At 63.2% G+C, this 23,197-nt stretch carries 25 protein-coding genes; 15 read left to right on the top strand and 10 right to left on the bottom strand.

Annotated elements, in window-relative coordinates:
• Position 1: 1 nt before the first annotated feature.
• Both AC1DV9_RS15970 and AC1DV9_RS15975 read left to right on the top strand, forming a co-directional pair.
• Positions 2-376, top strand: a complete 375-nt coding sequence (locus AC1DV9_RS15970) for a VOC family protein (protein ID WP_477948993.1) — start codon at positions 2-4, stop codon at positions 374-376.
• 23 nt (positions 377-399) lie between these two features.
• Positions 400-939, top strand: coding sequence for an ester cyclase (locus tag AC1DV9_RS15975; protein ID WP_477948995.1), 540 nt, complete (start codon positions 400-402; stop codon positions 937-939).
• Between the two features lie 12 nt (positions 940-951).
• Here the strand turns inward: AC1DV9_RS15975 and AC1DV9_RS15980 are convergent, their stop codons facing one another.
• A complete protein-coding gene (locus tag AC1DV9_RS15980) occupies positions 952-1,689 on the bottom strand; it encodes a DUF3750 domain-containing protein (protein WP_477948997.1) in 738 nt (245 codons plus the stop codon).
• A gap of 149 nt (positions 1,690-1,838) precedes the next feature.
• Here AC1DV9_RS15980 and AC1DV9_RS15985 point away from each other — a divergent pair, with 149 nt between their 5' ends.
• Complete coding sequence (locus tag AC1DV9_RS15985; RefSeq protein WP_477948998.1) at positions 1,839-2,843, top strand: asparaginase; 1,005 nt, start codon at positions 1,839-1,841, stop codon at positions 2,841-2,843.
• A 161-nt stretch (positions 2,844-3,004) separates the two neighbouring features.
• Positions 3,005-3,754, top strand: a complete 750-nt coding sequence (locus AC1DV9_RS15990; RefSeq protein ID WP_477949000.1) for a hypothetical protein — start codon at positions 3,005-3,007, stop codon at positions 3,752-3,754.
• On the opposite strand, the gene AC1DV9_RS15995 is transcribed toward AC1DV9_RS15990, so the two are convergent.
• Positions 3,729-4,484 (bottom strand): DeoR/GlpR family DNA-binding transcription regulator, encoded by a 756-nt coding sequence (locus AC1DV9_RS15995; RefSeq protein ID WP_477949002.1) that lies wholly within the window; start codon positions 4,482-4,484, stop codon positions 3,729-3,731. The two genes, AC1DV9_RS15990 and AC1DV9_RS15995, sit on opposite strands and share 26 nt — an antisense overlap.
• 119 nt (positions 4,485-4,603) lie before the next feature.
• On the opposite strand from AC1DV9_RS15995, the gene AC1DV9_RS16000 reads away from it, so the two are divergent.
• Together AC1DV9_RS16000 and AC1DV9_RS16005 are read left to right on the top strand one after the other, a co-directional pair.
• On the top strand, positions 4,604-4,969 hold the full coding sequence (locus AC1DV9_RS16000; protein WP_477949004.1) for a DUF4406 domain-containing protein: 366 nt from the start codon (positions 4,604-4,606) through the stop codon (positions 4,967-4,969).
• 122 nt (positions 4,970-5,091) lie between these two features.
• The gene (locus AC1DV9_RS16005) at positions 5,092-5,712 is read left to right on the top strand and encodes a glutathione S-transferase family protein (RefSeq protein ID WP_477949006.1); all 621 of its coding nucleotides are present in this window, start codon (positions 5,092-5,094) and stop codon (positions 5,710-5,712) included.
• On the opposite strand, the gene AC1DV9_RS16010 is transcribed toward AC1DV9_RS16005, so the two are convergent.
• Both AC1DV9_RS16010 and AC1DV9_RS16015 read right to left on the bottom strand, forming a co-directional pair.
• A complete protein-coding gene (locus AC1DV9_RS16010; protein ID WP_477949008.1) occupies positions 5,703-6,065 on the bottom strand; it encodes an MmcQ/YjbR family DNA-binding protein in 363 nt (120 codons plus the stop codon). The two genes, AC1DV9_RS16005 and AC1DV9_RS16010, sit on opposite strands and share 10 nt — an antisense overlap.
• Before the next feature lie 108 nt (positions 6,066-6,173).
• Complete coding sequence (locus AC1DV9_RS16015) at positions 6,174-6,356, bottom strand: hypothetical protein (protein WP_477949010.1); 183 nt, start codon at positions 6,354-6,356, stop codon at positions 6,174-6,176.
• A gap of 155 nt (positions 6,357-6,511) precedes the next feature.
• On the opposite strand from AC1DV9_RS16015, the gene AC1DV9_RS16020 reads away from it, so the two are divergent.
• Positions 6,512-7,408: a LysR substrate-binding domain-containing protein gene (locus AC1DV9_RS16020; protein WP_477949012.1), complete on the top strand. Its 897-nt coding sequence runs from the start codon at positions 6,512-6,514 to the stop codon at positions 7,406-7,408.
• Here the strand turns inward: AC1DV9_RS16020 and AC1DV9_RS16025 are convergent, their stop codons facing one another.
• Together AC1DV9_RS16025 and AC1DV9_RS16030 are read right to left on the bottom strand one after the other, a co-directional pair.
• Positions 7,409-8,068: a glutathione S-transferase family protein gene (locus AC1DV9_RS16025; RefSeq protein WP_310291694.1), complete on the bottom strand. Its 660-nt coding sequence runs from the start codon at positions 8,066-8,068 to the stop codon at positions 7,409-7,411.
• 97 nt (positions 8,069-8,165) lie between these two features.
• Positions 8,166-9,491, bottom strand: a complete 1,326-nt coding sequence (locus tag AC1DV9_RS16030) for a TIGR03808 family TAT-translocated repetitive protein (protein WP_477949014.1) — start codon at positions 9,489-9,491, stop codon at positions 8,166-8,168.
• Between the two features lie 241 nt (positions 9,492-9,732).
• Between AC1DV9_RS16030 and AC1DV9_RS16035 the strand changes: the two genes are divergently transcribed.
• From AC1DV9_RS16035 to AC1DV9_RS16060, 6 genes are all read left to right on the top strand, one after another.
• Positions 9,733-12,018 (top strand): putative bifunctional diguanylate cyclase/phosphodiesterase, encoded by a 2,286-nt coding sequence (locus AC1DV9_RS16035; protein WP_477949016.1) that lies wholly within the window; start codon positions 9,733-9,735, stop codon positions 12,016-12,018.
• Positions 12,019-12,085: 67 nt separating this feature from the next.
• Entirely contained in the window at positions 12,086-13,096 is a 1,011-nt protein-coding gene (locus AC1DV9_RS16040) for a ligase-associated DNA damage response exonuclease (protein WP_477949080.1), read from the top strand.
• A 196-nt stretch (positions 13,097-13,292) separates the two neighbouring features.
• A complete protein-coding gene (locus AC1DV9_RS16045) occupies positions 13,293-14,921 on the top strand; it encodes a cisplatin damage response ATP-dependent DNA ligase (protein ID WP_477949018.1) in 1,629 nt (542 codons plus the stop codon).
• Between the two features lie 107 nt (positions 14,922-15,028).
• Entirely contained in the window at positions 15,029-15,949 is a 921-nt protein-coding gene (locus tag AC1DV9_RS16050) for an alpha/beta hydrolase family protein (protein ID WP_112386364.1), read from the top strand.
• A gap of 88 nt (positions 15,950-16,037) precedes the next feature.
• Positions 16,038-16,919 carry a L,D-transpeptidase gene (locus tag AC1DV9_RS16055; RefSeq protein WP_112517323.1) on the top strand — a complete coding sequence of 294 codons (882 nt, stop codon included), beginning with the start codon at positions 16,038-16,040 and terminating at the stop codon, positions 16,917-16,919.
• A gap of 180 nt (positions 16,920-17,099) precedes the next feature.
• Positions 17,100-17,816, top strand: coding sequence for a L,D-transpeptidase (locus AC1DV9_RS16060; protein ID WP_112386362.1), 717 nt, complete (start codon positions 17,100-17,102; stop codon positions 17,814-17,816).
• Between the two features lie 330 nt (positions 17,817-18,146).
• Here the strand turns inward: AC1DV9_RS16060 and AC1DV9_RS16065 are convergent, their stop codons facing one another.
• Complete coding sequence (locus tag AC1DV9_RS16065; RefSeq protein WP_477949082.1) at positions 18,147-19,175, bottom strand: cell wall hydrolase; 1,029 nt, start codon at positions 19,173-19,175, stop codon at positions 18,147-18,149.
• Positions 19,176-19,295: 120 nt separating this feature from the next.
• Positions 19,296-20,261 (bottom strand): LysR substrate-binding domain-containing protein, encoded by a 966-nt coding sequence (locus AC1DV9_RS16070; RefSeq protein WP_477949021.1) that lies wholly within the window; start codon positions 20,259-20,261, stop codon positions 19,296-19,298.
• A gap of 114 nt (positions 20,262-20,375) precedes the next feature.
• On the opposite strand from AC1DV9_RS16070, the gene AC1DV9_RS16075 reads away from it, so the two are divergent.
• Positions 20,376-21,779, top strand: coding sequence for an MFS transporter (locus AC1DV9_RS16075; protein ID WP_477949023.1), 1,404 nt, complete (start codon positions 20,376-20,378; stop codon positions 21,777-21,779).
• A gap of 34 nt (positions 21,780-21,813) precedes the next feature.
• On the opposite strand, the gene AC1DV9_RS16080 is transcribed toward AC1DV9_RS16075, so the two are convergent.
• Entirely contained in the window at positions 21,814-21,963 is a 150-nt protein-coding gene (locus tag AC1DV9_RS16080; protein ID WP_477949025.1) for a hypothetical protein, read from the bottom strand.
• Between the two features lie 130 nt (positions 21,964-22,093).
• Positions 22,094-22,561: a MarR family winged helix-turn-helix transcriptional regulator gene (locus AC1DV9_RS16085; protein WP_477949026.1), complete on the bottom strand. Its 468-nt coding sequence runs from the start codon at positions 22,559-22,561 to the stop codon at positions 22,094-22,096.
• A gap of 124 nt (positions 22,562-22,685) precedes the next feature.
• Between AC1DV9_RS16085 and AC1DV9_RS16090 the strand changes: the two genes are divergently transcribed.
• On the top strand, positions 22,686-23,108 hold the full coding sequence (locus tag AC1DV9_RS16090; RefSeq protein WP_112537233.1) for an organic hydroperoxide resistance protein: 423 nt from the start codon (positions 22,686-22,688) through the stop codon (positions 23,106-23,108).
• The last annotated feature ends 89 nt before the right edge of the window (positions 23,109-23,197 follow it).

The raw sequence follows: 23,197 nt of genomic DNA on the forward strand, positions 1-23,197 counted from the left end.
CATGCTGATCGATCATGTCACGCTGCGCACTGCGGATATGAAGGGCACAAAGGTCTTTCTTGAGGATCTTCTTGGATTGACGGTTGGCGCCCGTCCGGACTTCGGTTTCCCGGGCTACTGGCTTTATGACGAAGGCGAACCTGTCGTTCATCTCATTCCCGGCGCTGGCGCCGCCGTCGGGAGGGATGCCGAGACCATCGATCATGTCGGCTTCCGCCTCCAGGGCTATCAGGTGTTCCGCAAGAAGCTTGACGATGCCGCGACACCCTATTCCACCATGGACCTACCCGAGCTTGGCGAGCGGCGCCTTTTCGTCCGCACGCCCGGCGGCATCCTCCTCGAACTCGTCTTCCGCGAAGACGCCAAGACCAACTGAGCGATAGTAAAGGGAACAAGACGATGATCACTGCAACCCTCAAGGCCGGCCTTGCCGCCATTGCCATCGCAACATCGGTGGCTTTCCCGGCAAGCGCATCCGCGCCGCTGAAGATCGACGAGATCGTGCATTCGCCGAAACCGGGGCATGCCGAAAAGAGCACGGAAGCTGCCGCCCGGCATTTCTATGCTTTCTGGAACACCGGCGACGAGGCTGATCTCAAGCAGGCGATCGCACCCGCCTTCACCGATCACACCTTGCCGGAAGGCAGGCCGCAAGGTCCTGAAGGGCCAGCCTTCGCGTCCAAAAATTTCCGTGCCGCCGTTCCCGACCTTTCGGTCGAGGTCCGCAAGATGATCATCGCTGGCGACTACGTCACCGTAGACATGATCTTCCGCGGCCATTTCACCGGCTCATTCGGCACCACCAAGGGCTCCGGGCAGGCCATCGAGTTCATCGCCACCGATCTCCTGAAGGTCACCAAGGGCAAGGTCACCGACAACTGGCATATCGAGGACAATCTGGCGCTTCTGAAACAGATGGGCATCGTATCGATGAAATGAGGCGGGACGCCCTCAGATCCCCACCCGTCCGAACGCCGGAACCTTCACCCCCGGATTGGCGATATCGACGCCCGCCACCAGTCCCATGAAATGCACCTCGAAGCCGCTGCGCACGCCAGCCGCAAAGCCGATCAGGCCATAGAGCGTCGCATGCATGTCGCGCCCGTCAGGGTCGATCTCGAAGAAGCGCCCGTCGGTCAGGAAATCCCGGCCGACGGCATCGGGGGGCAGCACGGTGCCGAGTTGCGGCACGGCTCGAAGCACGTGGGCGACGAAGCTGTTGGAGTTCGGGCCCGGATAGATCCGGTAATCGCCGGTCGCGGCAAACGGGTAGGACTGGATCGCCGCCTCGACCGCCGGGATCAGGGCTACCGCTTCCGGTCCCTTCAGCGCCTGTACGATATGAGGCGTGTTTGAGTACCAGTAGGCATCCGGCTGATAGTTGTTGCGGCGGATCGGCGAGCCCCAGCCGACCTTGTCGTAGCGGTTATAGGCCGTGTCGCCGGTTCCCTTCGTGACGATCCACGAATGGCTGGCCACAGCACCCTTCATCCCGCCGGTCGCTGCCGAAAGGATGTAGATCGCTGCCTCGCCATCGGCATCCGGTTTGGGCAGCACGCCCGATGACGTCCACTTCGCCTCCCGCCAGCTCTTCGGCCGCTCCTTCAGCGCCCACCATCCGGCCGAAGCCAGCGCCGGAAGCAGGTAGATGATGAGTATCGCCAGAAACAGCCGCTTCAAAAACCGCATAGTCGCCAAAGCCCCCGAACAGCAACGATAGGACGATATTCCCGATCATGATGGCGCAATTGCGCCTGACGGCGGACTGAAAGGCGTTGCTTTATCGGCGGACGGCGCTATGCCTTCAGCATCCCTGTCAACCACCCGGAATATCCCCCATGTCCAATCCCGTCACCGTCGAAGTCACCCGTGGTTCGCTCGTCGAAAGCCGTCATTGCGGCATGGTGGTTGCGGTCGATGGCGATGGCAAGGTGGTGTTTTCGCTAGGCGATGCGGATGCCGCCGTTTTCCCGCGTTCTGCCTGCAAGGCGATGCAGGCGCTGCCGCTGGTCGAAAGTGGTGCGGCCGATGCCTTCGGGTTCGGCAACAAGGAGCTGTCACTGTCCTGCGCCTCGCATTACGGCGAGGATGCACATGTGGCGCGGGCGGCCTCTATGCTGGCGCGCGCCGGACGCGATGAAAGCGTGCTCGAATGCGGCACACACTGGTCGTCCAATCAGGATACGCTGATCCATCAGGCCCGCACGCTCGACAAGCCGAACGCGCTGCACAACAATTGCTCCGGCAAGCATTCCGGCTTCGTCTGCACCTGCGTCCATCAGGGTATCGAGCTGAAGGGCTATGTCGGCTACGATCATCCGCTGCAGCAACAAATCCGCGGCACGATGGAAAGCCTGACGGGCGCCGTGCTCGCCCATGACAATTGCGGCATCGACGGCTGCGCCATCCCGACCTATGCCGTGCCGCTGAAGCGGCTTGCCCATGGTTTCGCGAAGATGACGACGGGCAATGGTCTCGAGCCTCTTCGCGCCAAGGCTGCGAAGCGGTTGATGGAGGCCTGCATGGCCGAGCCCTTCTATGTCTCCGGGACCGGCGGCACCTGCACGGCGCTGATGCAGATCGCGCCCGGCCGCATCTTCGCCAAGACCGGCGCCGAGGGCGTCTTCTGCGCCGCCGTTCCGGAGCAGGGAATTGCTGTCGCGCTGAAATGCGAGGACGGCACGACGCGCGCCGCCGAAGCCATGGTCGCCGCCACGCTCGCCCGCTTTTTCGAGAAGGGCGGCGAAACGCACGCGGCCTTGATGGCGATTGCCACCCGGCCGATCCACAATCGCAATGGCGCAGTGGTGGGCGAGGTGCGCGCCACGGCTGCGTTCGCCTGATCATCCGTGCCGTTGCGGCACATCAGTCCTACAAAAATCAGCAAATACTAATATGGATTAAACCAATTCCGGCGACGGCGCGTGCGGCCGCCGGGATTTGTCCTACAATGGCGCGGCTTTCGAAACGTGGGGTTTCGATCTCGATGCCATGAGGGCAGGATATGTTTGCAGGCCGCTATATCTGGTGGATGCTGATCGCCGTGGCGATCTTCCTGTTCTTTTCCATGTGCTTCGATTACGTCACCTGGATCGTCGTCGCCGTCTCCGGTTGCGCTGAAGTCGCGGGCTCCTGCGGACCGATCGTCGTCAGCATGTCGGGCGCCATGAAACCTGCCGGCATGGGCCTGGCGAGCCTGATCATGGTGATCTGCACCGTGGGACGGCTGCGATATCTGCGCTGCGGATGGGGTTGGGCCGCAGCGGCACTCGTTTGGTTCTATGCCTCGACGGCCTTTCCCGGAATCCTTGCTGCCGGCTGGACCGGCCAGCTGCGGCCGGAAATGGTGGCGGAAAGCCTGCCTGCCGCCTTCCTGTTCATCAATGTGCTCTGCGCCTATCTGGCGATCCCTTTCGAGGAGGGGCGCACCGTTCCGTTCGGCGAATGGCGGTGGCTGCGCGGGCTTCTCTGGTTCTGCGCCGCCTATGGCACGCTGACTGCTTTCGCCGAAACGCCGGGCTTCGGCGCCGCGCCCGCCCGCTTCATCGGCATGCCCTGGCTCGCTGAGACGCTCGCCGGGGCGCAGGCGCCGCTGGAAGCGGTGCTTGATCTCGGCACCGGTAGCATGGTCCCTGCCTACGCGGTGCTGGCGATGTTCGCTGCCGGGCTTGGCGCGACGCTGCTGCCGCAGGATGCGGCGGTCCTGCGCGAGCGCTTGCTGGAGCCGTTCACACTTCGAGGATCGCGCCGTTGAGCGCGCGGTAGGGCGCCAGCCGCTCCTCGCCGATCCCTTCGGGGATGACCATTCCGGAGATATCGACGATGTCGAGCACAGGACAGGGCGAGGCGCGGTCGAGCTTGTCTTCCGTCAGCATCACATAGGTCTCCACCGAACAGCGGGCGATATGCCGCTTGATCGCCGCCTCCTCGAAATCGCCGGTCGACAGGCCGTGCACGGGATGGGCGGCGGTAACCCCGAGAAAGAAGATGTCGGGCCGGAGCTGCGCGATCGCACTCATCGCGGCTGCCCCCGTTGCCACCATCGAATGCTTGTAAAGCCGCCCGCCGGTCAGGATCACCTCGGCCGTCGGGTGATGCTCCAGCTCGGCGGCGATCGTCGGGCTGTGGGTCGCGACCGTGAAGGCGATGTCGCGCGGCAGCCGCCTGGCTATCTCCGCCGTCGTCGTGCCGCCGTCGAGAAAGATCATCTGCCCGGCCTTCACCATCGCAGCCGCAAAAGCGCCGAGCCGCTGCTTGGTCTCGGACGCGACCGCGCGCCGGGTGGAAAGATCAGGCAGATCGGGCGAAACCGGCAGCGCTCCGCCATGCACCCGCCTCAGCAATCCTTCGCCCGCCATCTCCCTAAGGTCACGGCGGATCGTGTCCTCGGACAGCGAGAACTCCTCGGCAACGCGCTTGGCAATCACCTGGCCGTCCCGGCGCAGGATATCGAGGATCAGGGATTTGCGTTGTGTGGTCAGCATTGTCCTGCACGAAAATTTACAAAACTCCGCGATAATGCCGGTTACGACTCGACATGCAAGCGATTTCGCGCATTATCGTGAAATCCCGTGCATGACGCCGGGAGTTGTGGAGTTTGGTCATGTTGATTTTGATTGCCGGTCCCTACCGGTCGGGAACGGGTGACGACCCGGTGAAAATGGCGGCGAACCTGAAGGCATTGGAAGCGCCGTCCTATGCCCTGTTCAAGGCGGGCCATGTGCCGATGATTGGCGAATGGGTGGCGCTACCGGTCTGGAACGCCGCGGGCGGCAAGGTGATCGGCGATGCCCTGCACGAAGAAATCTTCTATCCCGTCGCCCACCGTCTGCTGGAGCTTTGCGAGGGCGTGCTGCGCCTTCCCGGTGCATCCAAGGGCGCCGATAACGACGTACGGATTGCCCGGGAGCGGGGCATTCCCGTCTGGCACCGGCTCGAGGATGTGCCGGGCTGCGCTGCGGCGGCGTGACCCGGTCGCCCCTCATCCCAGCGACAAGGATGGGCTGAGGGGCGCATTTCAAATGCGTCCAATTTCCCCATGGCTGCCCCCGCGCCGCCGCGATATATCATCTCCCCAAAAGGGAGATCACCATGCTGACATTCTATTTCGGCCAGGGTACCTGCGCGCTGGCAACGCTGATTGCGCTGGAAGAAGCGGGCCTTGCCTATGAGCCGAGAAAGCTCAGCCTCAAGGACAGCGAGCAGCGCTCGCCTGAGTACCTGAAGATCAATCCGAAGGGCCGGGTTCCAGCACTGGTCACCGATCGCGGCGTGCTGACCGAAGGCGTTGCCATCCTTGCATATATCGCCCAAATCGCGCCGCAGGCAAAGTTGGCGCCTGTTGACGATCCCTTCGAATTCGCCCGCATGCAGGCCTTCAACAGCTATATCGCTTCGACCGTGCACGTGAACCATGCGCATAGCCGCCGCGGCAGCCGCTGGGCCGATGATCCCGCCGCCATTGCGGCCATGGCCGCCAAGGTGCCACAGACCATGGCCGAGAGCTTCCAGATGATCGAAGACAAGATGCTCGAGGGCCCTTGGGTGATGGGCGGGCAATATAGCGTGGCCGATCCCTATCTCTTCACCATGGCCAGTTGGCTGCCCGGCGACGGTGTGGACATGGCACGGTTCCCCAAGGTCTCCGCTCATCATGCGCGGATGCTGGAGCGTCCGGCGGTCAGGGCGGCGCTGGCTGCCGATCAGGTCTGACGGCTGAAGGTGGCAGCGAGCCTCTTCGGTGCCCGGAACAGCCAGGCATTGATCAGCCGCTGCCGCAATTCGCCGTCGCCGATATTGGCGGCGCGTACCGGCAGCGACGGCCATCCCTTGTAATGGTCCGTCTGGAAATAGATCTCCGGCGCCATCTCGATCAGGTGCTCCTTGTCGGGAATGGCTATCGACAGCACCAGGGTCTCGTTGTTCTTCACCGAAACGAAGGCCTTGCCCGCGACCTTGAGGGCAGGGTTACCAAAGGACGTGCTTTCTTCCACGCCCGGCAATCCCGCTTCGGCCGCAAGCCGGATCAGGCGGTTAAAGAGGCTGTCCATTGTGTCGGCCGTCATGGCTGCTCCCTATCCGCGGGTCACCGTGCCCGGAGCCCGTCAGATTGCCTGAAGCACTAGATGGGGCACACGCTCCTCCCTTCCTAATGCCACAACTGCAGCCAAAACTCACGCACACCTTGAAAGCCGTGGCAGCTCGTAGCGTGTCGGCCGCGGCGCCGGGAAGGTTGACGGGAGATCGGCGAGTTCGCGCTGAGACATCGCGGCAATCGCGCGATCGGCGGCCGGCTCGTTGATCTCCCGTTCGTGCTTGGAGTCTCTTTCGCTCCAGAAAAACTTCAGCAATGACATGGCTTGCCTCACTTTCTCTATTGCCGGCTTCTCACGATAGCATGCTTGGGAGGCACTGCTTATGTTGAAGTCCGGTAGAAGTTATGCCCCGAGTATCGGCCTCAGCTGTCCTCATTTCAATTGAGTTTACCCGCAGTTCGCTATAGAAAAACTATATGCGAAACCTAAACTCCGTTCATCTGAATGGCCTGCGCGCGCTGGAGGCAGCTGGCCGTCTCGGCTCGCTACAGCTGGCGGCCGATGAGCTCGGTGTCTCCGTTGGTGCCGTCAGCCAGCAGGTGATCAAGGCCGAGGCGCAGCTGGATCAGTTGATCTTCGAGCGCACGCCGAAGGGCATGGTGGTGACAGAGGCCGGTGCACCAGTGCTGGCGGCGCTGAGCGAAGGCCTGGCGCGCCTCTCCGAAGCCGTGTCGATGGCGCAGAAGACGGACGAAACGACGCTGACCATTTCGGTGGCGCCGGTCTTTGCGGCGCGATGGCTGGTCTACCGCATCGATCGCTTCGCCGAACAGTTCCCCGATATCAACCTGCGGATCGACGCCACGACCAAGCTCGTCAATCCGGCGGCCTCGGATGTCGATCTCGGTATCCGCGTCGGCAATGGCCAGTGGCCGGGCGTCAGGGCCGAATTGCTGCTGGAGCAGGAGGTGTTTCCGGTCTGCGCGCCACGCATTGCCGAAGGCCTTCGTGAGCCGCGCGATATCCTGGAGCTTCCGGCCATCATCGACGGCAAGGCGATGTTCTCCTGGGAAGTCTGGATGCGTGAAGCGGGTCTCTCTGGCTCGACACTGACGACGCGCCACGTCTTCAACGACGCCTCGCTCTGCCTCGATGCCGCCATGGCCGGGCAGGGCGTCATGCTCGCCTGGCAAACGCTGGCGGGCTATTCGCTGCAGGCCGGGCAGCTGGTCGCCCCGTTCGGCATTCGCGCCAGGACCGGCTTCGGCCACTATTTCATCACTGCGGAAGGAACGCGCGAACCGAAAAAGGTTCGCGCCTTCAAGGATTGGATCCGCTCTGAAATGCGGGAAACACTGGCGCTGTTTGCCTGATCAGACAGGCTCGTTGGTGCGCCCGGCCTGCATCTTCAGGTAGGCCGGCCGCGACTGGCAGCGCTTGATCCAGGCGTCGATATTGGGGCGCGCATCGAAGAGCGCCTGCTCGCTTTGCGCATAGCGCAGCACTTCGGCGACGTTGAGGTCAGCGGCCGTGAAGCGATCAGCCGCAATCCATTCCCGCCCGGTAAGATGCAGTTCGAGCACGTCGAGCGGCCGCTTCAGCTGGCGTGATGCGACCGCGATCACCGACTTGCCGCCTTCGGTTTTCTCCAGCGCATTGTCATAGGTCTTGACGAGCTGGAAGGTTTGCACCTCGACCTCGGATGCGGCCCAGATGGTCCACATGTTGATCAGCGCATCTTCCTCCAGCGTCTTCGGCGCCAGCGGGCCGCCATGCTTCTTGGCGAGATATTCCGTGATCGCCAGCGACTCGTGCATGACAAGATCGCCGTCCTTGATGCTCGGGATCAGTGCCATCGGATTGATGGCGAGAAATTCTGGCGAGCGCGTGTTCAGCGGTGCGCCCGCCGCTGCCGGGTCGGCAAGCATGTAGGACTGCAGCACCGGGATGTATTCGAATGGAATGCCGAGCTCCTCGGCCATCCAATAGACGCGCGATGCGCGGGAGCGGTAAACGCCGTAGATCTTCAGCATGTCGATGTCCCCTGATTTGCTGCCGCGAAACTACGGTTGCCCCGGCGCGCGGGGAAGGGAGTGTCCCTGATGAATCGATGAAAGTTTGTGATCGATGTCAGAGGACGCGATTGCGCTCGACCGTGAGATGCGGATAGGCGCTGCCGCCTGATTTCGTCAGATCGCCCGAAACCTTCTTTTCCCCGGCATAACCGAACACCGCCCCGTCTTTCATGGCTTCGAAGATGTTGTCGGCGATCACCGCCGTTCCCGCACCATCCGCTACCGACACCGCGCAGCCAACGGCCGATTGCCGGATGACGTTTCCGGTGACCACCAGATTGCGCAGATATGGTCCCCAGCCGAGCTGCAGGGCCCAATAGGGCGCGCCCTCGATGACGTTGCCCGAGATGACCGTATCCGCCTCGGCGGCGATGCCGGTGCCGAAAGCGACGTCGGGCTTATAGGGACCCTTGAGCGTCAGGTTGCGCACCACGTTGCCGGTGACGCTGACCAGCCTGCCGCCCTCGTTGAAATTGGCGATCGAGATGCCGTTCGCCGCGCCATCGACGAGATTGCCGGACACGACGGCGCCCTGAAACGCGAATTCGACGTAGATGGCCGTCTCGCCGGAGCGCAGGCACTGGTTGTTGCTGATCTGCACGTTGTCGCCGGAATTGGCGCGGACCGCGGTGAAGGCGCAGTCGGAAATGTGGTTGTTGGTGATCATCACCCCGCCGGCCCGGAACACGTTGATGCCGTTGCCGTTCTCGCCGGTTCCGCCGTCATCGGCGCGGATGCGGCTGATCCGGTTGCCCGTCACCACGCTGTTGTCCTCGCCCTTGTCGTATCGGTGCACGAGAATGCCGCCATTGCCGCAATCGCTGACGGCATTGCCGTCGATGGTCAGCCCCGTCGAATTGACCGCGAAAATGCCTGCCTGCCCGGCGCCGGAAAAGCGCGAGCGCTCGACCCGCCCGGCGCAGCCTTCCAGTCTCAGGCCATGCTTGGCCCCGCCGCGGAATTCGCAATTGTCGATCGAGAGCGCGCTGATCCCGGTGAGCTGCATCATCCCGCCGTTCAGCTCGCCGCTGGTGCCGCCGTCGCTCTCGATGACGATGCCTGACAGTTCGATGCGCGCGGCACCCGCGGCTGAATTCACCGATCCCCGGTGCAGGATGCGTGAGGCGCCGGATACGCCGGCTATCCGCGTCCCGTCGGGGAGCTCCAGGTTTGCCGCCTTGTAGGTGCCGGGCGGCAGGTAGAGCGGTGTGTCGCTTCTCGCCGCTTCATCGATCATCGCCTGCAGGCTGCCCTTCGGCAGGCTTGAAGCGTCGAGCGCGCCGCGCAGCGCTGGTGCCTTGCTGACCGCCGAGGCGCGGCTTGCGGAAATCAGGGCAAGGCTCGATACGAAGAGCCCAAGTATAGCCCGGCGGTTGTACATGTCAGACCTTTCGCGCGTTGCCCCTGAAACAGATATCGGCGCATTGGCGCATGCCTGCTTTTGGCACAAAAACCTTGCGCTGTAGTAACCGGGGCGCCGAATGCCAAACTCTTGCGGGTAATTATTTGGCGGCCGTTCACCTTTCCATTTAAGCAAGCCGAAGGAAATCCCGGTTAGCTTGCCCATAGTTTCAATTGTCACTTTTCAAGCGCACCGGCGCGAGGCCGGCCGGAGTGTCGTCATGAATGAAATGAGTGCCACGCAATGGCAGTCTGACGGCGAGCTGGCAGAAGAGACAAGGCGCCTGGTCGCTGCAACGGAAACCATGATGGCCGCCAACGCCCGCCATCACTCCGATGGCATCGAGAACCTGCGTCTCAAGGCGATCGTCCACGAGCTCCCCGATTTTCTCTACGTCAAGGATCGCGACAGCCGTTTCGTCTTTGCCAATGCCGTCGTTGCCCGCAGCCACAATTTCGACAATGCCGCCGACATCGCCGGCAAGCGCGACTTCGATCTCTTCGATTTCGATCTCGCCCGCAAATACTTCGATGTCGAGCAGGAGATCATGTCGACAGGCGTTCCGGCACTGGACATGGAGGAAATCATTCCCGTGGCCGGCGGCAAGCCCATGTGCCGCCTGACCTCGAAGATCCCGCTGCGCAACGACCGCGGCGAGGTCGTCGGCCTGATCGGCGTGTCGCGCGATATTACCGAGCGCAAGCGCCAGGAAGACCTCCGCCGCGGCCAGTCGGCGCTCCTGGAAATGATCGCCCGCAACGAGCCACTTGAAATGATCCTGGAAGCGCTGGTGCTGCTGGTCGAGGCGGAGCTTGACGGGATTGCCGGCTCGATCCTGCTTCTCGATCGTGACGGTACGCGTCTCCTGCACGGTGCTGCACCCAGCATGCCCGGCGCCTACAGCCGGCTGATCGACGGCACGCCAATCGGCCCCAAGGTCGGCTCCTGCGGCACGGCCGCCTGGCGCGGCAAGCCGGTCATCGTGTCCGATGTGACCATTGATCCGCTCTGGGAGGATTTCCGTGGCGTGGCCGCCGAATTCGGCCTCCGTTCCTGCTGGTCGGCGCCGGTTCTGACCTCTCAGAACAATGTGCTCGGCACCTTCGCGCTCTATTCGAACACCGTCCGCGAGCCGACCGCCCACGAGATGGAGATGGTGGCGCTCGCCACCCACATCGCCGGCATCGCCATCGAGCGCAAGCGCGGCGACGAACGCATCTATTTCATGGCCCATCACGACGATCTGACCGGCCTGCCGAACCGTGCCTTCCTGAAGGAGCGCATGGCCAAGACGCTGTTTCAGGCCGGGCGCAACAACCGCAAGGTCACCGTCGCCTATATCGACCTCGATAATTTCAAGGACATCAACGACAGCCGCGGCCATGCCGCAGGCGACGAGGTGCTGAAGGAGCTGGCCGCGCGCATGGCCAATTGCGTCCGCGCCTCCGACATGGTCGTCCGCCTCGGCGGCGATGAATTTCTCGTCGTGCTCGTTCACCAGTCCAGCCACGACGCCGGTATCCTGCGCCGCCTTCGGGAGCTGCAGAAGGCGATCACCCGGCCGGTATCGCTGGATGGCGAGGAGTTGCTGATCACCAGCAGCATCGGTGTCGCGGCCTTTCCCTCAGGCGGCAGTACGCCGGAAGAGCTGCTCGCCAATGCCGATCAGGCGATGTACCGCGCCAAGGAACTCGGCCGCAACACGCTGCAATATCATAGCGGCGACGGTGAAAACGCCGTCGATATTCCGCTCAGCGAAGAAGAGGAGCTGCGCCAGGCGATCGTCGGCGATCAGCTGCGCCTGCATTATCAGCTGCAGGTCGAGGTCGCCTCCGGCCGAACCGCCGGACTGGAGGCGCTGGTGCGCTGGCAGCATCCGCAGCGCGGCTTGGTGCCGCCCGGCAATTTCATCCCGGTCGCCGAAGAAACCGGGCTGATCATCCAGCTTGGTCTCTGGGTTCTGAACGAGGCTTGCCGCCAGGCCCGCGACTGGCAGGATCAGGGGTTGAACCCGGTCACCGTCGCCGTCAACGTTTCGGCCAGGCAGTTCGCCGATCCCGATTTTGCCTGCCATGTCCATGAAGCGCTGGAGCGCCACCGCCTCGATCCGCGCTGGCTGGAACTCGAGCTGACGGAGAGCACCGTCATGCAGGATGTCGACAAGGCGCTCGGCATCATGGCGCGCCTGCACCGGCTCGGCGTACGCCTGTCGATCGACGATTTCGGCTCCGGCTATTCCAGCCTCGCGGCCCTGAAGACCTTCCCCTTCGATCGCCTGAAGATGGACCGCTCGCTGGTGGAAGCGCTCCCGGCCGATAAGACCGCCGTCGCCATCGCCTCCGCCGTCATCTCGCTCGCCAAGACCCTGAAGCTCACGGTTGTCGCCGAAGGTGTCGAAAGCGACGCCCAGCTGGAATTCTTGCGCTGGGCGAAGTGCGAGGAGGCCCAGGGCTACAGGTTTGCCAAGCCGCTGCCTGTCGATGAGGTGGTGAAGCTCTTGAAATAGGCGGCATCCGGCCAATTTCTGCCTGCCTCTGGCTCTTCGCATCATTCCCGCTATCTTCAAGTGGATGATGCGACCCGACGCCTTGCTGTATCCGGCCCCCGAAGGCCTTTTCTGCCCGGAGGGCGGGTTCTATATCGATCCGGTCCGGCCGGTCGATCGGGCGCTCGTCACCCACGGACATTCCGATCACGCCCGGCCCGGCCACCGCCATGTGCTGGCGACGCGCCAGACGCTCGATATCATGCGGCTGCGCTACGGCGACGATTTCGCCGGCAGTGAACAGGCCGCCGCCTTCGGTGAGGAGATCGATGTCAACGGTGTCAAGGTCAGCTTCCATCCGGCCGGGCATGTGCTCGGCTCGGCGCAGATCGCCGTCGAGAAGAACGGCACTCGCATCGTTGCCTCCGGTGACTACAAGCGCCGTCCGGACCCGACCTGCGCCCCCTACGAGCCGGTGCCATGCGACGTCTTCATCACCGAGGCGACCTTCGGTCTTCCCGTTTTCCACCATCCCGACCCCATGGATGAGATCCGCAAGGTCTTCGCCTCGCTTCGCCAGTTTCCGGAACGCACCCATCTGATCGGCGCCTATGCGCTCGGCAAGGCGCAGCGCGTCATCCGCCTGTTGCGCGATGCCGGCTACGACCAGCCGATCTATATCCACGGCGCCATGGAGCGGCTCTGCGATTATTATCAGGGGCAGGGGATCGACCTCGGTGATCTCCAGCCCGCCACCGTCGAGGGCCGCGACAAGTCCGCCTTCAAGGGCGCCATCGTCGTCGGCCCGTCCTCGGCCTTCGCCGACCGCTGGGCCCGCCGCTTCCACGAACCGCTTCCTGCCTTCGCGTCGGGCTGGATGATGGTGCGCCAGCGCGCCAAGCAGAACGGCGTCGAACTGCCGCTCGTCATTTCCGACCATTGCGACTGGCCGGAACTGACCGAAACGATCACAGAGCTGCACCCTGCGGAAGTCTGGGTGACGCATGGGCGCGAGGAGGCGCTGGTGCGCTGGTGCGAGCTGCAGGGCGTCAAGGCCCGGCCGTTGCATCTGGTGGGCTATGAGGATGAGGGGGATTGATGGTGCTCGTGGTTACCCCCCTCTGCCCTGCCGGGCATCTCCCCCACAGGTGGGGAGATTGGCTGGGCGCAGCCGCTCGCTCGAACCCCAATTGCTTTGCGAGGCCGTTACCACGAGTCGATCTCCCCCCTTGTGGGGGAGATGCCCGGCAGGGCAGAGGGGGGTACCACACCCGCAACGCCGGCGAGGCCCACCCATGAAACCCTTCGCCGATCTCCTCGACCGCCTGGTCCTCACGCCCAGCCGCAACGGCAAGCTCAAACTCCTCACCGACTATTTTCGCGACACTCCGGACCCCGACCGAGGCTACGGTCTCGCCGCCATCGCCGGCACGCTGGAGGTTCGCAACGTCAAGCCCGCCATGCTCCGCGAACTGGTGCTGGAGCGCATGGACGAGGTGCTGTTCCGCTATTCCTACGACTATGTCGGCGATCTCGCCGAAACCATTTCTCTCGTCTGGGACAACGAAAAGGACATCGAACGCTCCGCGCTCGCCCAGCCTCATCTCGGCGAAGTCATCAGCCAGATGAATGCGCTCGGCCGCACCGAAGTCCGCAGCTATGTCCGCGATCTCCTCGACCGGCTGGATTCCTCCGGCCGCTTCGCCTTCATCAAGCTCGCCACCGGCGCGCTGCGCATCGGCGTCTCCGCCCGTCTCGCCAAACATGCGCTCGCCGAACTCGGGGCAAAGGACGTCACCGAGATCGAGACGCTCTGGCACGGCCTCGAGCCGCCCTACGAATCGCTCTTCGAATGGCTGGAAGGCAAGGGCGGCAAGCCGATCCTGGCAACGCCGGCGATCTTCCATTCCGTCATGCTGGCCAATCCCGTCGAGGAGGGAGACCTCGCCAATCTCGACCCCAAGGATTATGCCGCAGAATGGAAATGGGACGGTATCCGCGTCCAGCTGTCGCGTGCCGGCGACACGCGAAAGATCTATTCGCGCTCCGGCGACGATATTTCCGGCGCCTTTCCCGATATTCTGGACGCGATCAGCTTCAACGGCGTCGTTGATGGCGAGCTCCTGGTCGGCGGCACGGCGCGTTCCAACAATCCGACCCGCACCTTCTCCGACCTGCAGCAGCGGCTGAACCGCAAGACCGTCTCTGGCAAGATGCTGGAAGAATACCCGGCCTTCATCCGCGCCTATGACCTGCTCTTCGATGGCGAGGAGGATGTCCGCGGTACTGTCTACACCGAGCGCCGCGACCGCCTCTCGGAGATCATCGAGCAGGCCCCCCACGACCGGTTTGACCTCTCGCCGCTGGTTGATTTCACGACCTGGGACGAGCTCGACGAGTTGCGCTCGGCGCCGCCCGATCCCGTCATCGAAGGCGTGATGATCAAGCGCCGCGACAGTATCTACCAGGCTGGCCGCATGAAGGGCCCCTGGTTCAAGTGGAAACGCAATCCCTACAATGTCGATGCCGTGCTCATGTATGCGCAGCGTGGCCACGGCAAGCGCTCCAGCTATTATTCCGATTTCACCTTCGGCGTCTGGGCCGAGATGCCGGACGGGGAACAGCTGGTGCCGGTCGGCAAGGCCTATTTCGGCTTCACCGATCAGGAACTCGAAGTGCTCGACAAGTTCGTGCGCAACAACACGACCGAACGTTTCGGGCCGGTTCGCGCCGTGCGCGCCGACAAGGAATTCGGCTTCGTCGTCGAGGTCGCCTTCGAGGGCATCAACCGCTCGACCCGCCACAAATCCGGCGTCGCCATGCGCTTCCCGCGTATTTCGCGCCTGCGTCCGGACAAGCCGAGCTACGAGGCCGACCGGCTGGAAACGCTGGTCGCCATGATCGACGCCAAGGCGGCGGAATGACGCGCCTGCGCAAAATGCCGCAGGGTCACATTTTCAACACAATGTGTATTGGTTGTCATGGCATTTGCAGGCACATTTTGCGAGCCGGGTACATAGAGTGCTGAACAATGACCGATGACCAGAATGCCTTCTTCCGTCAGCGCCGCTCGGTTCTTGCGGGTCTTGCTGGAAGCCTGCTGCTGCCGGGGATGGCCCGCGCTTTCGATGTTCCCCTGAAACCGAAGCTGATTGCGCACGACTACGCCAAGGTCCGCACCCATTTCCGCACCAAGCTGCTGCAGAAGGGACCGGCCCCGGACAAATACGAAAACCTCGTTGCCCCCGCAGATGGCGATCAGATCTTCTACCGCTCGGGCGCCGGCAGCGAACTTGAGCTCGTCGCGTGGGTCAGCAAGTACAAGCGCACCCGCCAGCCGAAACCGGCCGTGCTCTTCCTCCACGGCGGCAATGCCATGGGCATGGGCCACTGGAACCTGATGAAGCCCTATATGGATGCCGGTTTCGTGGTGATGATGCCCTCGGTGCGCGGTGAAAACGGCCAGATGGGCAATTTCTCCGGCTTCTACGACGAGGTGGACGACGTGCTCGCCGCCGCCGATCGCATGGCGCATCTGCCGGGTGTCGATCAGAATCGCCTCTTTATCGCCGGCCACAGCATCGGCGGCACGCTGACCATGCTGGCTTCGATGTCCACCCACAAGTTCCGCGCCGCAGCCCCCATTTCGGGCAATCCGGACGCCTTCCGTTTCTTCAACCGCTACCCGCAGGACATCCGCTTCGACGACAGCAACGAACGCGAATTCGAGGTTCGCACGGCGCTCTGCTATGCCGAAAGCTTCAAATGCCCGCTGCGCGTCATGCACGGCACCGAGGAAGACCACTTCAACGACCGCGCCGACCTGCTCGCCCGCCGCGCCCGCCGCGCCGGTATCCGCATTGAAACCGATACCGTGGCCGGAAACCACACATCCGCACTCCCCGCCGAGATCGCCCAGAGCATCCATTTCTTCCAGGGCGTGGCGGCGTAAGGGCACCCCGACACCAGCTTCACGCCAGCCGCAAATGCCATCCTCCCGGCAGATATGTTTCTCTGCCGATTTCGATAAGGGTGGATTTATGGAATTCTTGCGCCGGGTGCTCCCTCTTGCCGGGCTTGCTGTTGCTGCAATGTCTCTTGCCGGCTGCAACGTGCTGATCCCCGATACCGGCGCCACCGATCCTGCCCGTTTCGTCCAGGAGACCGCGCCGGTCTTCTATCAGCCGGGCACCAATCCCAATCGCGTCCGCCCGATCGATGCGCCGGTGCCGCAGAGGCCCGGCGTTCCGGCGACGATCTACAACCAGAGTTACGGCATCCCAGGCCGCACCCTGGGCGCCACCGATCCGGGCGTCACCTACGGTATCCCAAGTGCTGCATCCAGCCGCACCTACGGCCTGCCGGTCAGCAATCCGGTCAGCGTCGCGATGTATGCCGAAAAGCAGGATGGCGATTTCCGGCTGCCGGCAATTCCCGTCAGCCGCGTCAGTTCCGAGTACCTGCGCCAGGAAGTCGATTATCCGAGCAACGAAAAGCCCGGGACCATCGTCGTCGATACCCGGACCAAGCACCTCTATCTCATCGAGCCCAATGGCAAGGCCATGCGCTACGGCGTCGGTCTCGGCCGCGAGGGCTATGCCTGGTCGGGCCGTGGCGTGATCCAGTGGAAGCAGAAATGGCCGCGCTGGACGCCGCCGGATGAAATGGTCCAGCGCCAGCCCGACGTGCGCTCCTTCTCCGCCGAGAATGGCGGCATGAACCCCGGCCTCGGCAATCCGCTCGGCGCCCGCGCCATGTATATCTTCCATGATGGCAAGGATACGCTCTACCGTATCCACGGCACGCCCGAATGGCAGTCCATCGGCAAGGCCACCTCGTCGGGCTGTGTGCGCATGCTGAACCAGGATGTCGTCGATCTCTACGACCGGGTTTCCGCCAAGGCTGAGATCGTTGTGATGTAGCAGCGCAACAGCGCCACCGATATCGTGCGCTCACTGCTGGACAAGACTTCGTGAAGCTATGGTTTATTTAGCTGGGGCCGATAGATTTCTGAGAGACGTTCATTGCGTCGAATGAATCAAACGGGGACCGGCCTGCCGTTACGGGCCGGTTCCGCGTCAGAAGGAAGTCCCTCCCAGGCCATGAGCTTCGAAAACCCCATTTCCCGCCGCAGCTTTCTGTCTTTCTCGGCATTGACCGCGGCCTCCGCGCTCGCCGGCTGCGCATCCACATCCAGCGCTCCGGGCGTTCAGCCCGTCGCCTTCCGCGTTCCCAGGCTCTTCCAGACGACGCCGGCTCCCACCGATGCCGAACTGGAAGTCATGTATGGCCCGATCGAAGACGGTGGCTTCCTGATCCCGCCGGTGCCCTACAAGCAGATCGATCCGCGCTTCTACCGCCAGCAGGTCATCGACCCAACCGGCCAGGCGCCGGGCACGATCGTCGTCGATACGCCCTCGCGCTTCCTCTACGTCGTCCAGCCGGGCGGCACGGCGATGCGCTACGGCGTCGGTATCGGCCGCGAGGGCTTTGCCTGGTCCGGCAACGGCGTCATCCAGTGGAAGCAGAAATGGCCGCGCTGGAAGCCACCGAATGAGATGGTCGCCCGCCAGCCGGAGCTCACCAAATATTCGATCGCCAATGGCGGCATGGAGCCCGGCCTCAAGAACCCGCTCGGCGCCCGCGCGCTCTACATCTTCTCCAATGGCGAAGATTCGCTCTACCGCCTGCACGGCAATCCCGACTGGCGTTCGATCGGCAAGGCCGTTTCGTCCGGCTGCGTCCGCCTGCTGAACCAGGACATCATCGACCTCTACGACCGCGTTCCCCAGAAGAGCCCGATCGTCGTCTGGCAGTAATGCTGAGGCGGGTTGCGCAAGCGGCAATCGGTCCTAGGGATCGAGGGCTGCAAACGCCAAAAAACATGGCCGATACAACAAAGGTACCCCCAGCGGGGTGCCTTTTTCGTTTGGAATACTCTCCAACGTTCCCTCATTCCTGTGCTTGTCAAAGGAATCCAGCCACCGCGCGTCTGCGCGGTGAATGATCCCCGTTTCCCATGGAGAGTCTCCCACGCCCCATGACTGTGGCGCACCGGAGTTCTGTGACGAGCACAGGAATGAGGGTGGTCTGATGACGCCGCGCCTACAAAAAAGCTCCCAAAACGGGAGCTTTTTCAATCGTTCACCTCAACCACCCGAGCGCAACGGGCCGAGATTGAGCGATGCGCTGTTGTAGGCTGGCCGCGGCGTCGGCAGGACGACGCGGGTTGGCGGGGTCAGCACATCGGCCGCGGGCTGCAGCGATGGTGGCTGCAGGGTCTGGGGCGCCGGCTGTGCCTGGAATTGCATCTGCATCTGCGATGCCTGCGGCAGCGACCCTGTGGAGGCGGGCTGGACGGCCAGGGCGGGTGCGGCCTCGCCCGGCATCGCGGCCGGGACAGGGCCGGTTTCCGGCAGCAGGATTTCGAACGGCGCCGGTGAATCCGGATCGGCGGAAGCAACCTGCGTATAGGCGACCTGTGTCGAGGATGGCTGCGGCGCGCTGACGGCCGGGGCTGCAGGGGCAGGCTGCGGTGCCGCTGTATACTGTTCGACGCCGGCGAACTGGACGGCGCCGGAGCGCTGGTCGTTCGCGACGTAATTCATCGCCACTTCATAGGACGGCATCGGGGCGGGCGTCTGCAATTCGCCGTCTCGGCCGCGCTTCTCGTAGAAGACGTTGCCGCCGGCAGCTGTCACGTAGTGCATGTTGCCGTAGGGGAATTTCAGGCCTTCGGTGTGGAAGAACATCGCTTCCTTGACGCCCGGATGGCGGGCGCCGCGCAGGATGTCATCTGCGGCAGCATCGAGCTGTGGTTCGGCAACCGGCTCGACCGTTCGGGTGAGGACGCCGGGTGCGAACTGCTTCTTCTGTCCGACGACGCCGCAGATGGAATCGGAATAGGCCTGCGAAGTCAGCCGGTTCATAACAACGGTGCCGACGGCGAGATAGCCGTTGCGATCCGAATGCTCGGACTCGAAATACATCGCGCGCTTCAGGCACTCGCGGTCCTTGGCGGTGTAATTATAGGTGACCTTGCCTGGAGTGGCGGCAACGGTCTTCGCCTTTGGCGTCGCTTTGGCATCGAGCGCATCCGGCTCGTTGGCCGTGCTGCAACCCGTGACGGCCAGTCCTGCGATGAAAATCGCGGAGATGGTTTTGCCCCTCAACGGCAGTGCCTCCCAGTTTTTTCGGTCCAGCCCCAAATCACTCGGCGAGACTTTGTACCTCACGTTACCGATTATGCCAAACACATTTCGTGAACGGCCATTTAACCCAGCTTGGCAAAGAAGTGGTTAAGCCGCTGCTTTCGAGATGCTCATCGTGCATCCGGATGCCTCAAGCGCTGCCGATGCGACCTCGATGAACAGTTTGCGCAACCACACGGCACGGCCATCCGCCTGATCGACGCGGCGGTAGAGCATGGTCACGGGATCGGCCGGAAGGTCGAAGGGGAGGCGCGAGATCGACAGCCCATGCAGCTGCGCCATGCAGCGGGCAATGGCCTCCGGAACGGTGGCAATCGCCGGCATCGCCTTCAGTGCGGTCGGCAGCGCCGAGAAGCGCGGCACGCTGGCGGCAATCGTCCGCTTCTGGCCGATCCGCGTCAGGGCGAGATCCAGATTGGTCGCCGTATCGCCGCTCTCGTAGGAGATGACGATATGCGGATTGCCGGTGAAATCGGCGAGCCCGAGCGGCGCCCTCAGGCGCAGCTGTAGCGGGTCATAGATCGACATCGAGCATTGTTCGAAAAGCGGTTCACGGACATGCCAGGAGGCGGGCTCGTCGTGGACGGCAACGCTGAAGTCGAAAGCGCCGTCATCGAGCAGCCGTGTGGCCTCGCGCTTTTCGGATGCGACGCCGATCAGTTTTGCATTCGGCGCCAGCTGCCGCAGGCGCGCGGCCAGCGGTCCGAAGAAGGCGGTCTCGAGATTGTCGCACATGCTGATACGGAATTCGCCTTCGTAAAGCGCCGGGTCGAAGGCATCAGGTGGGCGGATGGCCTTTTCGATGCAGGTCAGCGCCTCCTCGACGGCAGGCGCGATGGCAAGTGCGCGCGGCGTCGGCTGCAATCCGCGCCCGACGCGCACGAAAAGCTCATCGCCGAGCGCCTCGCGCAGCCGCTTCAACGCTGCCGAAAGACCCGGCTGCCCGAGCAGCAGCCGCTCGGCAGCGCGGCTGACATTGCGTTCCTGCATCAGCACCGAGAAGGCGACGAGCAGATTGAGGTCGATCTTTCGAAGGGTCGCATCATTTATCATCGTCAGTAATACCTGGCATGGGTACTATCAATTTGCAATAGGATCAGGAGATGTACATTTTCTCGTTCCCTGCCGCTTTCTCCCAAACCGCGGCAGCCGAAAGGAACGATTTCGATGACACTCTCCCAATCCAGAAGCGGGGCAGGGCTGGCATTGCTGCTGCTCTGCGCCGCGAATTTCCTCGATGCCATGGACGTCTCGACCATCGGCGTCGCATTGCCCGCTATCCAGGCTGAACTCGGGATGCCTGCCACCTCGCTGCAATGGGCCGTCAGCGCCTATGTGCTGGGCTATGGCGGCTTCCTGCTTCTTGGCGGGCGCGTTGCCGATGTCTTCGGTCACCGCCGCGTCTTCCTGTGGTCGCTTGCCGTCTTCGCGGCCGCCAGCATTGCCGGCGGCTTCGTGGACAGCGGTCCGACCCTGATCGCCGCCCGCCTGATCAAGGGCATCGCCGCCGCCTTCACCGCGCCGGCGGCACTCGCACTGCTTCTCTCCGTCTTCGGCGAGGGTGCGGCCCGCGCCAAGGCGCTCGGCGTCTTCGCGTCAACGGGGGCAACCGGCTTCGTGCTCGGCATGGTGCTTGGCGGTGCCGCCACCATCATCAGTTGGCGGGCGACGCTGGTCATGGGCGCGCCTGTCGCCATCCTCGCCCTGATCGCTGCGCCCTACGTTCTGCCGCGTGACGTCAAGCTCGGCGGCAAGCGTCCGTCCTTCGACTGGGCTGGAGCACTGACCATCACCCCCGGCCTGCTGCTCTTCGTCTTCGGCATTACCAATGCCGCCGCCGAAGGCTGGAACGCCCTGCCGACCTGGGGCTCGCTCGTCGCGGCAGCGGTTCTGATCGGCCTCTTTCTCGTGGTCGAATCCAAGCACAAGGATCCGATGGTGCCGCTCGGGATCTTCCGCAAGACGAAGCTCAGCCACGCCAACCTGCTGGCGGCGCTGTTCCAGGGCGTCTATGTCGGCTTCCAGTTCATCGCCACGCTCTATTATCAGGATGAACTCGGCTGGTCGGCTTTCGTCACGGGCTTCTGCTTCGCCTTCGGTGGCGTCTGCGTCATGTTCCTCGCACCGCGCTTCGCAACCATCGCCCAGAACCGCGGCACGACGGGCCTGATGACGCTGGGTGTCGCGCTGCAGGCATCGAGCTATATCTTCTGGGTGCTGGCCGCCGGCCATGTCAATCCGGTGCTGCTCGTCGCCCTGTCGCAGATTCCGCTCGGCGTCGGCTATGCTATGACCTACCCGTCGGTGCAGGTCGCGGCTCTCGCGGATGTCGAGGAAGACAAGTCTGGCCTCGCCTCCGGCCTGCTCTTCGCCGCCTTCCAGATCGGCGGCGGCATCGTTCTCGCGGCCGCCTCCGCCATCTTCAGCGCTGCCCCGTCGATGGGCTACGACGCCTATACCGCAGGCGTCACCTTCGTCGCCATCCTCTCGGTGCTGGTGGTCCTCTTCGCAGCACTCGGCCCGCGCGGTTCCCGCGCTCCGGTCCCGGCCGCATATCAGGCCGCTGAGTAAAGCACTCCGGCCCGCGCTATTGGCGCGGGTCTCCCTATGCTGCCGATCTGACGGGATCGATCGCCTGCAGCTCGCGTGTCAGGCTCTCGCTGGACGAGACGAGATCGAAGGTCACCTGCATGTTCATGAACCACTTCGGATCGACATTCAGATATTTGCCAAGCCGTAACGCCACTGCGCGCAATGCCGGTCGCCCTGGCGGCGGCATAAACACTGATGCCCATAGGCTCCAGGAATTCTCCCTTAAGCACTATCCCCGGGTGGGGAAGAGGAATTTCTCTCGCCATGTCAGGGTTCCTTCCGCCCGCGGGGCGTTAATCCGTCTCGTTCAGATTCGACCGCAGACCCTGTAGCAGGGTGCGAATCTCCGCCATCTCCTCGAGCGTGCAGCCGATCGCCTGGCCGATCGAGCCCATGATCGTATCGACCTCGCCGCGCATCGCGTCGCCTTTCGGCGTCAGCGACACCAGAACCTGACGCTCGTCGCGGGAATCGCGGATGCGCTTGATGAGGCCGTTCTGCTCCAGGCGTTTCAGCAACGGCGAGAGCGTGCCGGAATCGAGGTCGAGCTTTTCGCCGATCGTCTTGACCGGCAGTTCGGCCTTGTCCCACAGTACCAGCATCACGAGATATTGCGGATAGGTCAGGCCGACCTTGTCGAGGATCGGCTTGTAGGCGCGGGTAAAGGCATGCGCCGTCGAATAGACCGCGAAACAGAGCTGCCGTTCCAGCTTCTTTTCCTCTGCCGGTATTTTCATTGTCTCTGCCGTCCGCGCTGTCATGATCCTGTTCCTTCGAGGCGCGATTGTCCTCTTTTCAGATTCCGAATGCAATTTGCAAAATTCACTTGCGTACAATTTAATTGCGCATTATATAAATCGCAACCCCAACGCAAAGGAGACTGACATGCCCATCCTCTACACGACCCAGGCATCCGCCACCGGTGGCCGCGCAGGCCGCGCCGTTTCCGATAACGGTGTTCTCGACGTCACCCTGACCGTCCCGAAGGAACTCGGCGGCGACGGCGCAACCGGCACCAACCCCGAGCAACTCTTCGCAGCCGGCTACTCGGCCTGCTTCCTGGGTGCCCTGAAATTTGTCGCAGGCCAGCAGAAGGTCAAGATTCCTGAAGATACGACGGTTTCCGCCAAGGTCGGCATCGGCCCCCGCGAAGACGGCGGCGGCTTCGGCATCGAAGTGGCCCTGACGGTCAACATCCCGGGCCTCGACAAGGCTGAAGCCGAAAAGCTCGCCGCTGCTGCCCATATCGTCTGCCCCTACAGCCACGCGATGCGCACCTCGACCGAAGTTCCCGTGACGGTTGCCTGATTGACCTTCCCTTCTGCCCGAGGGGAGAAGGGAAGCCTGAGGAACGCCTCTACGTGTTCCCTCATCCCTGTGACATGCACAGGGATGAG

Source organism: Rhizobium sp. 01L410 (assembly GCF_056400165.1).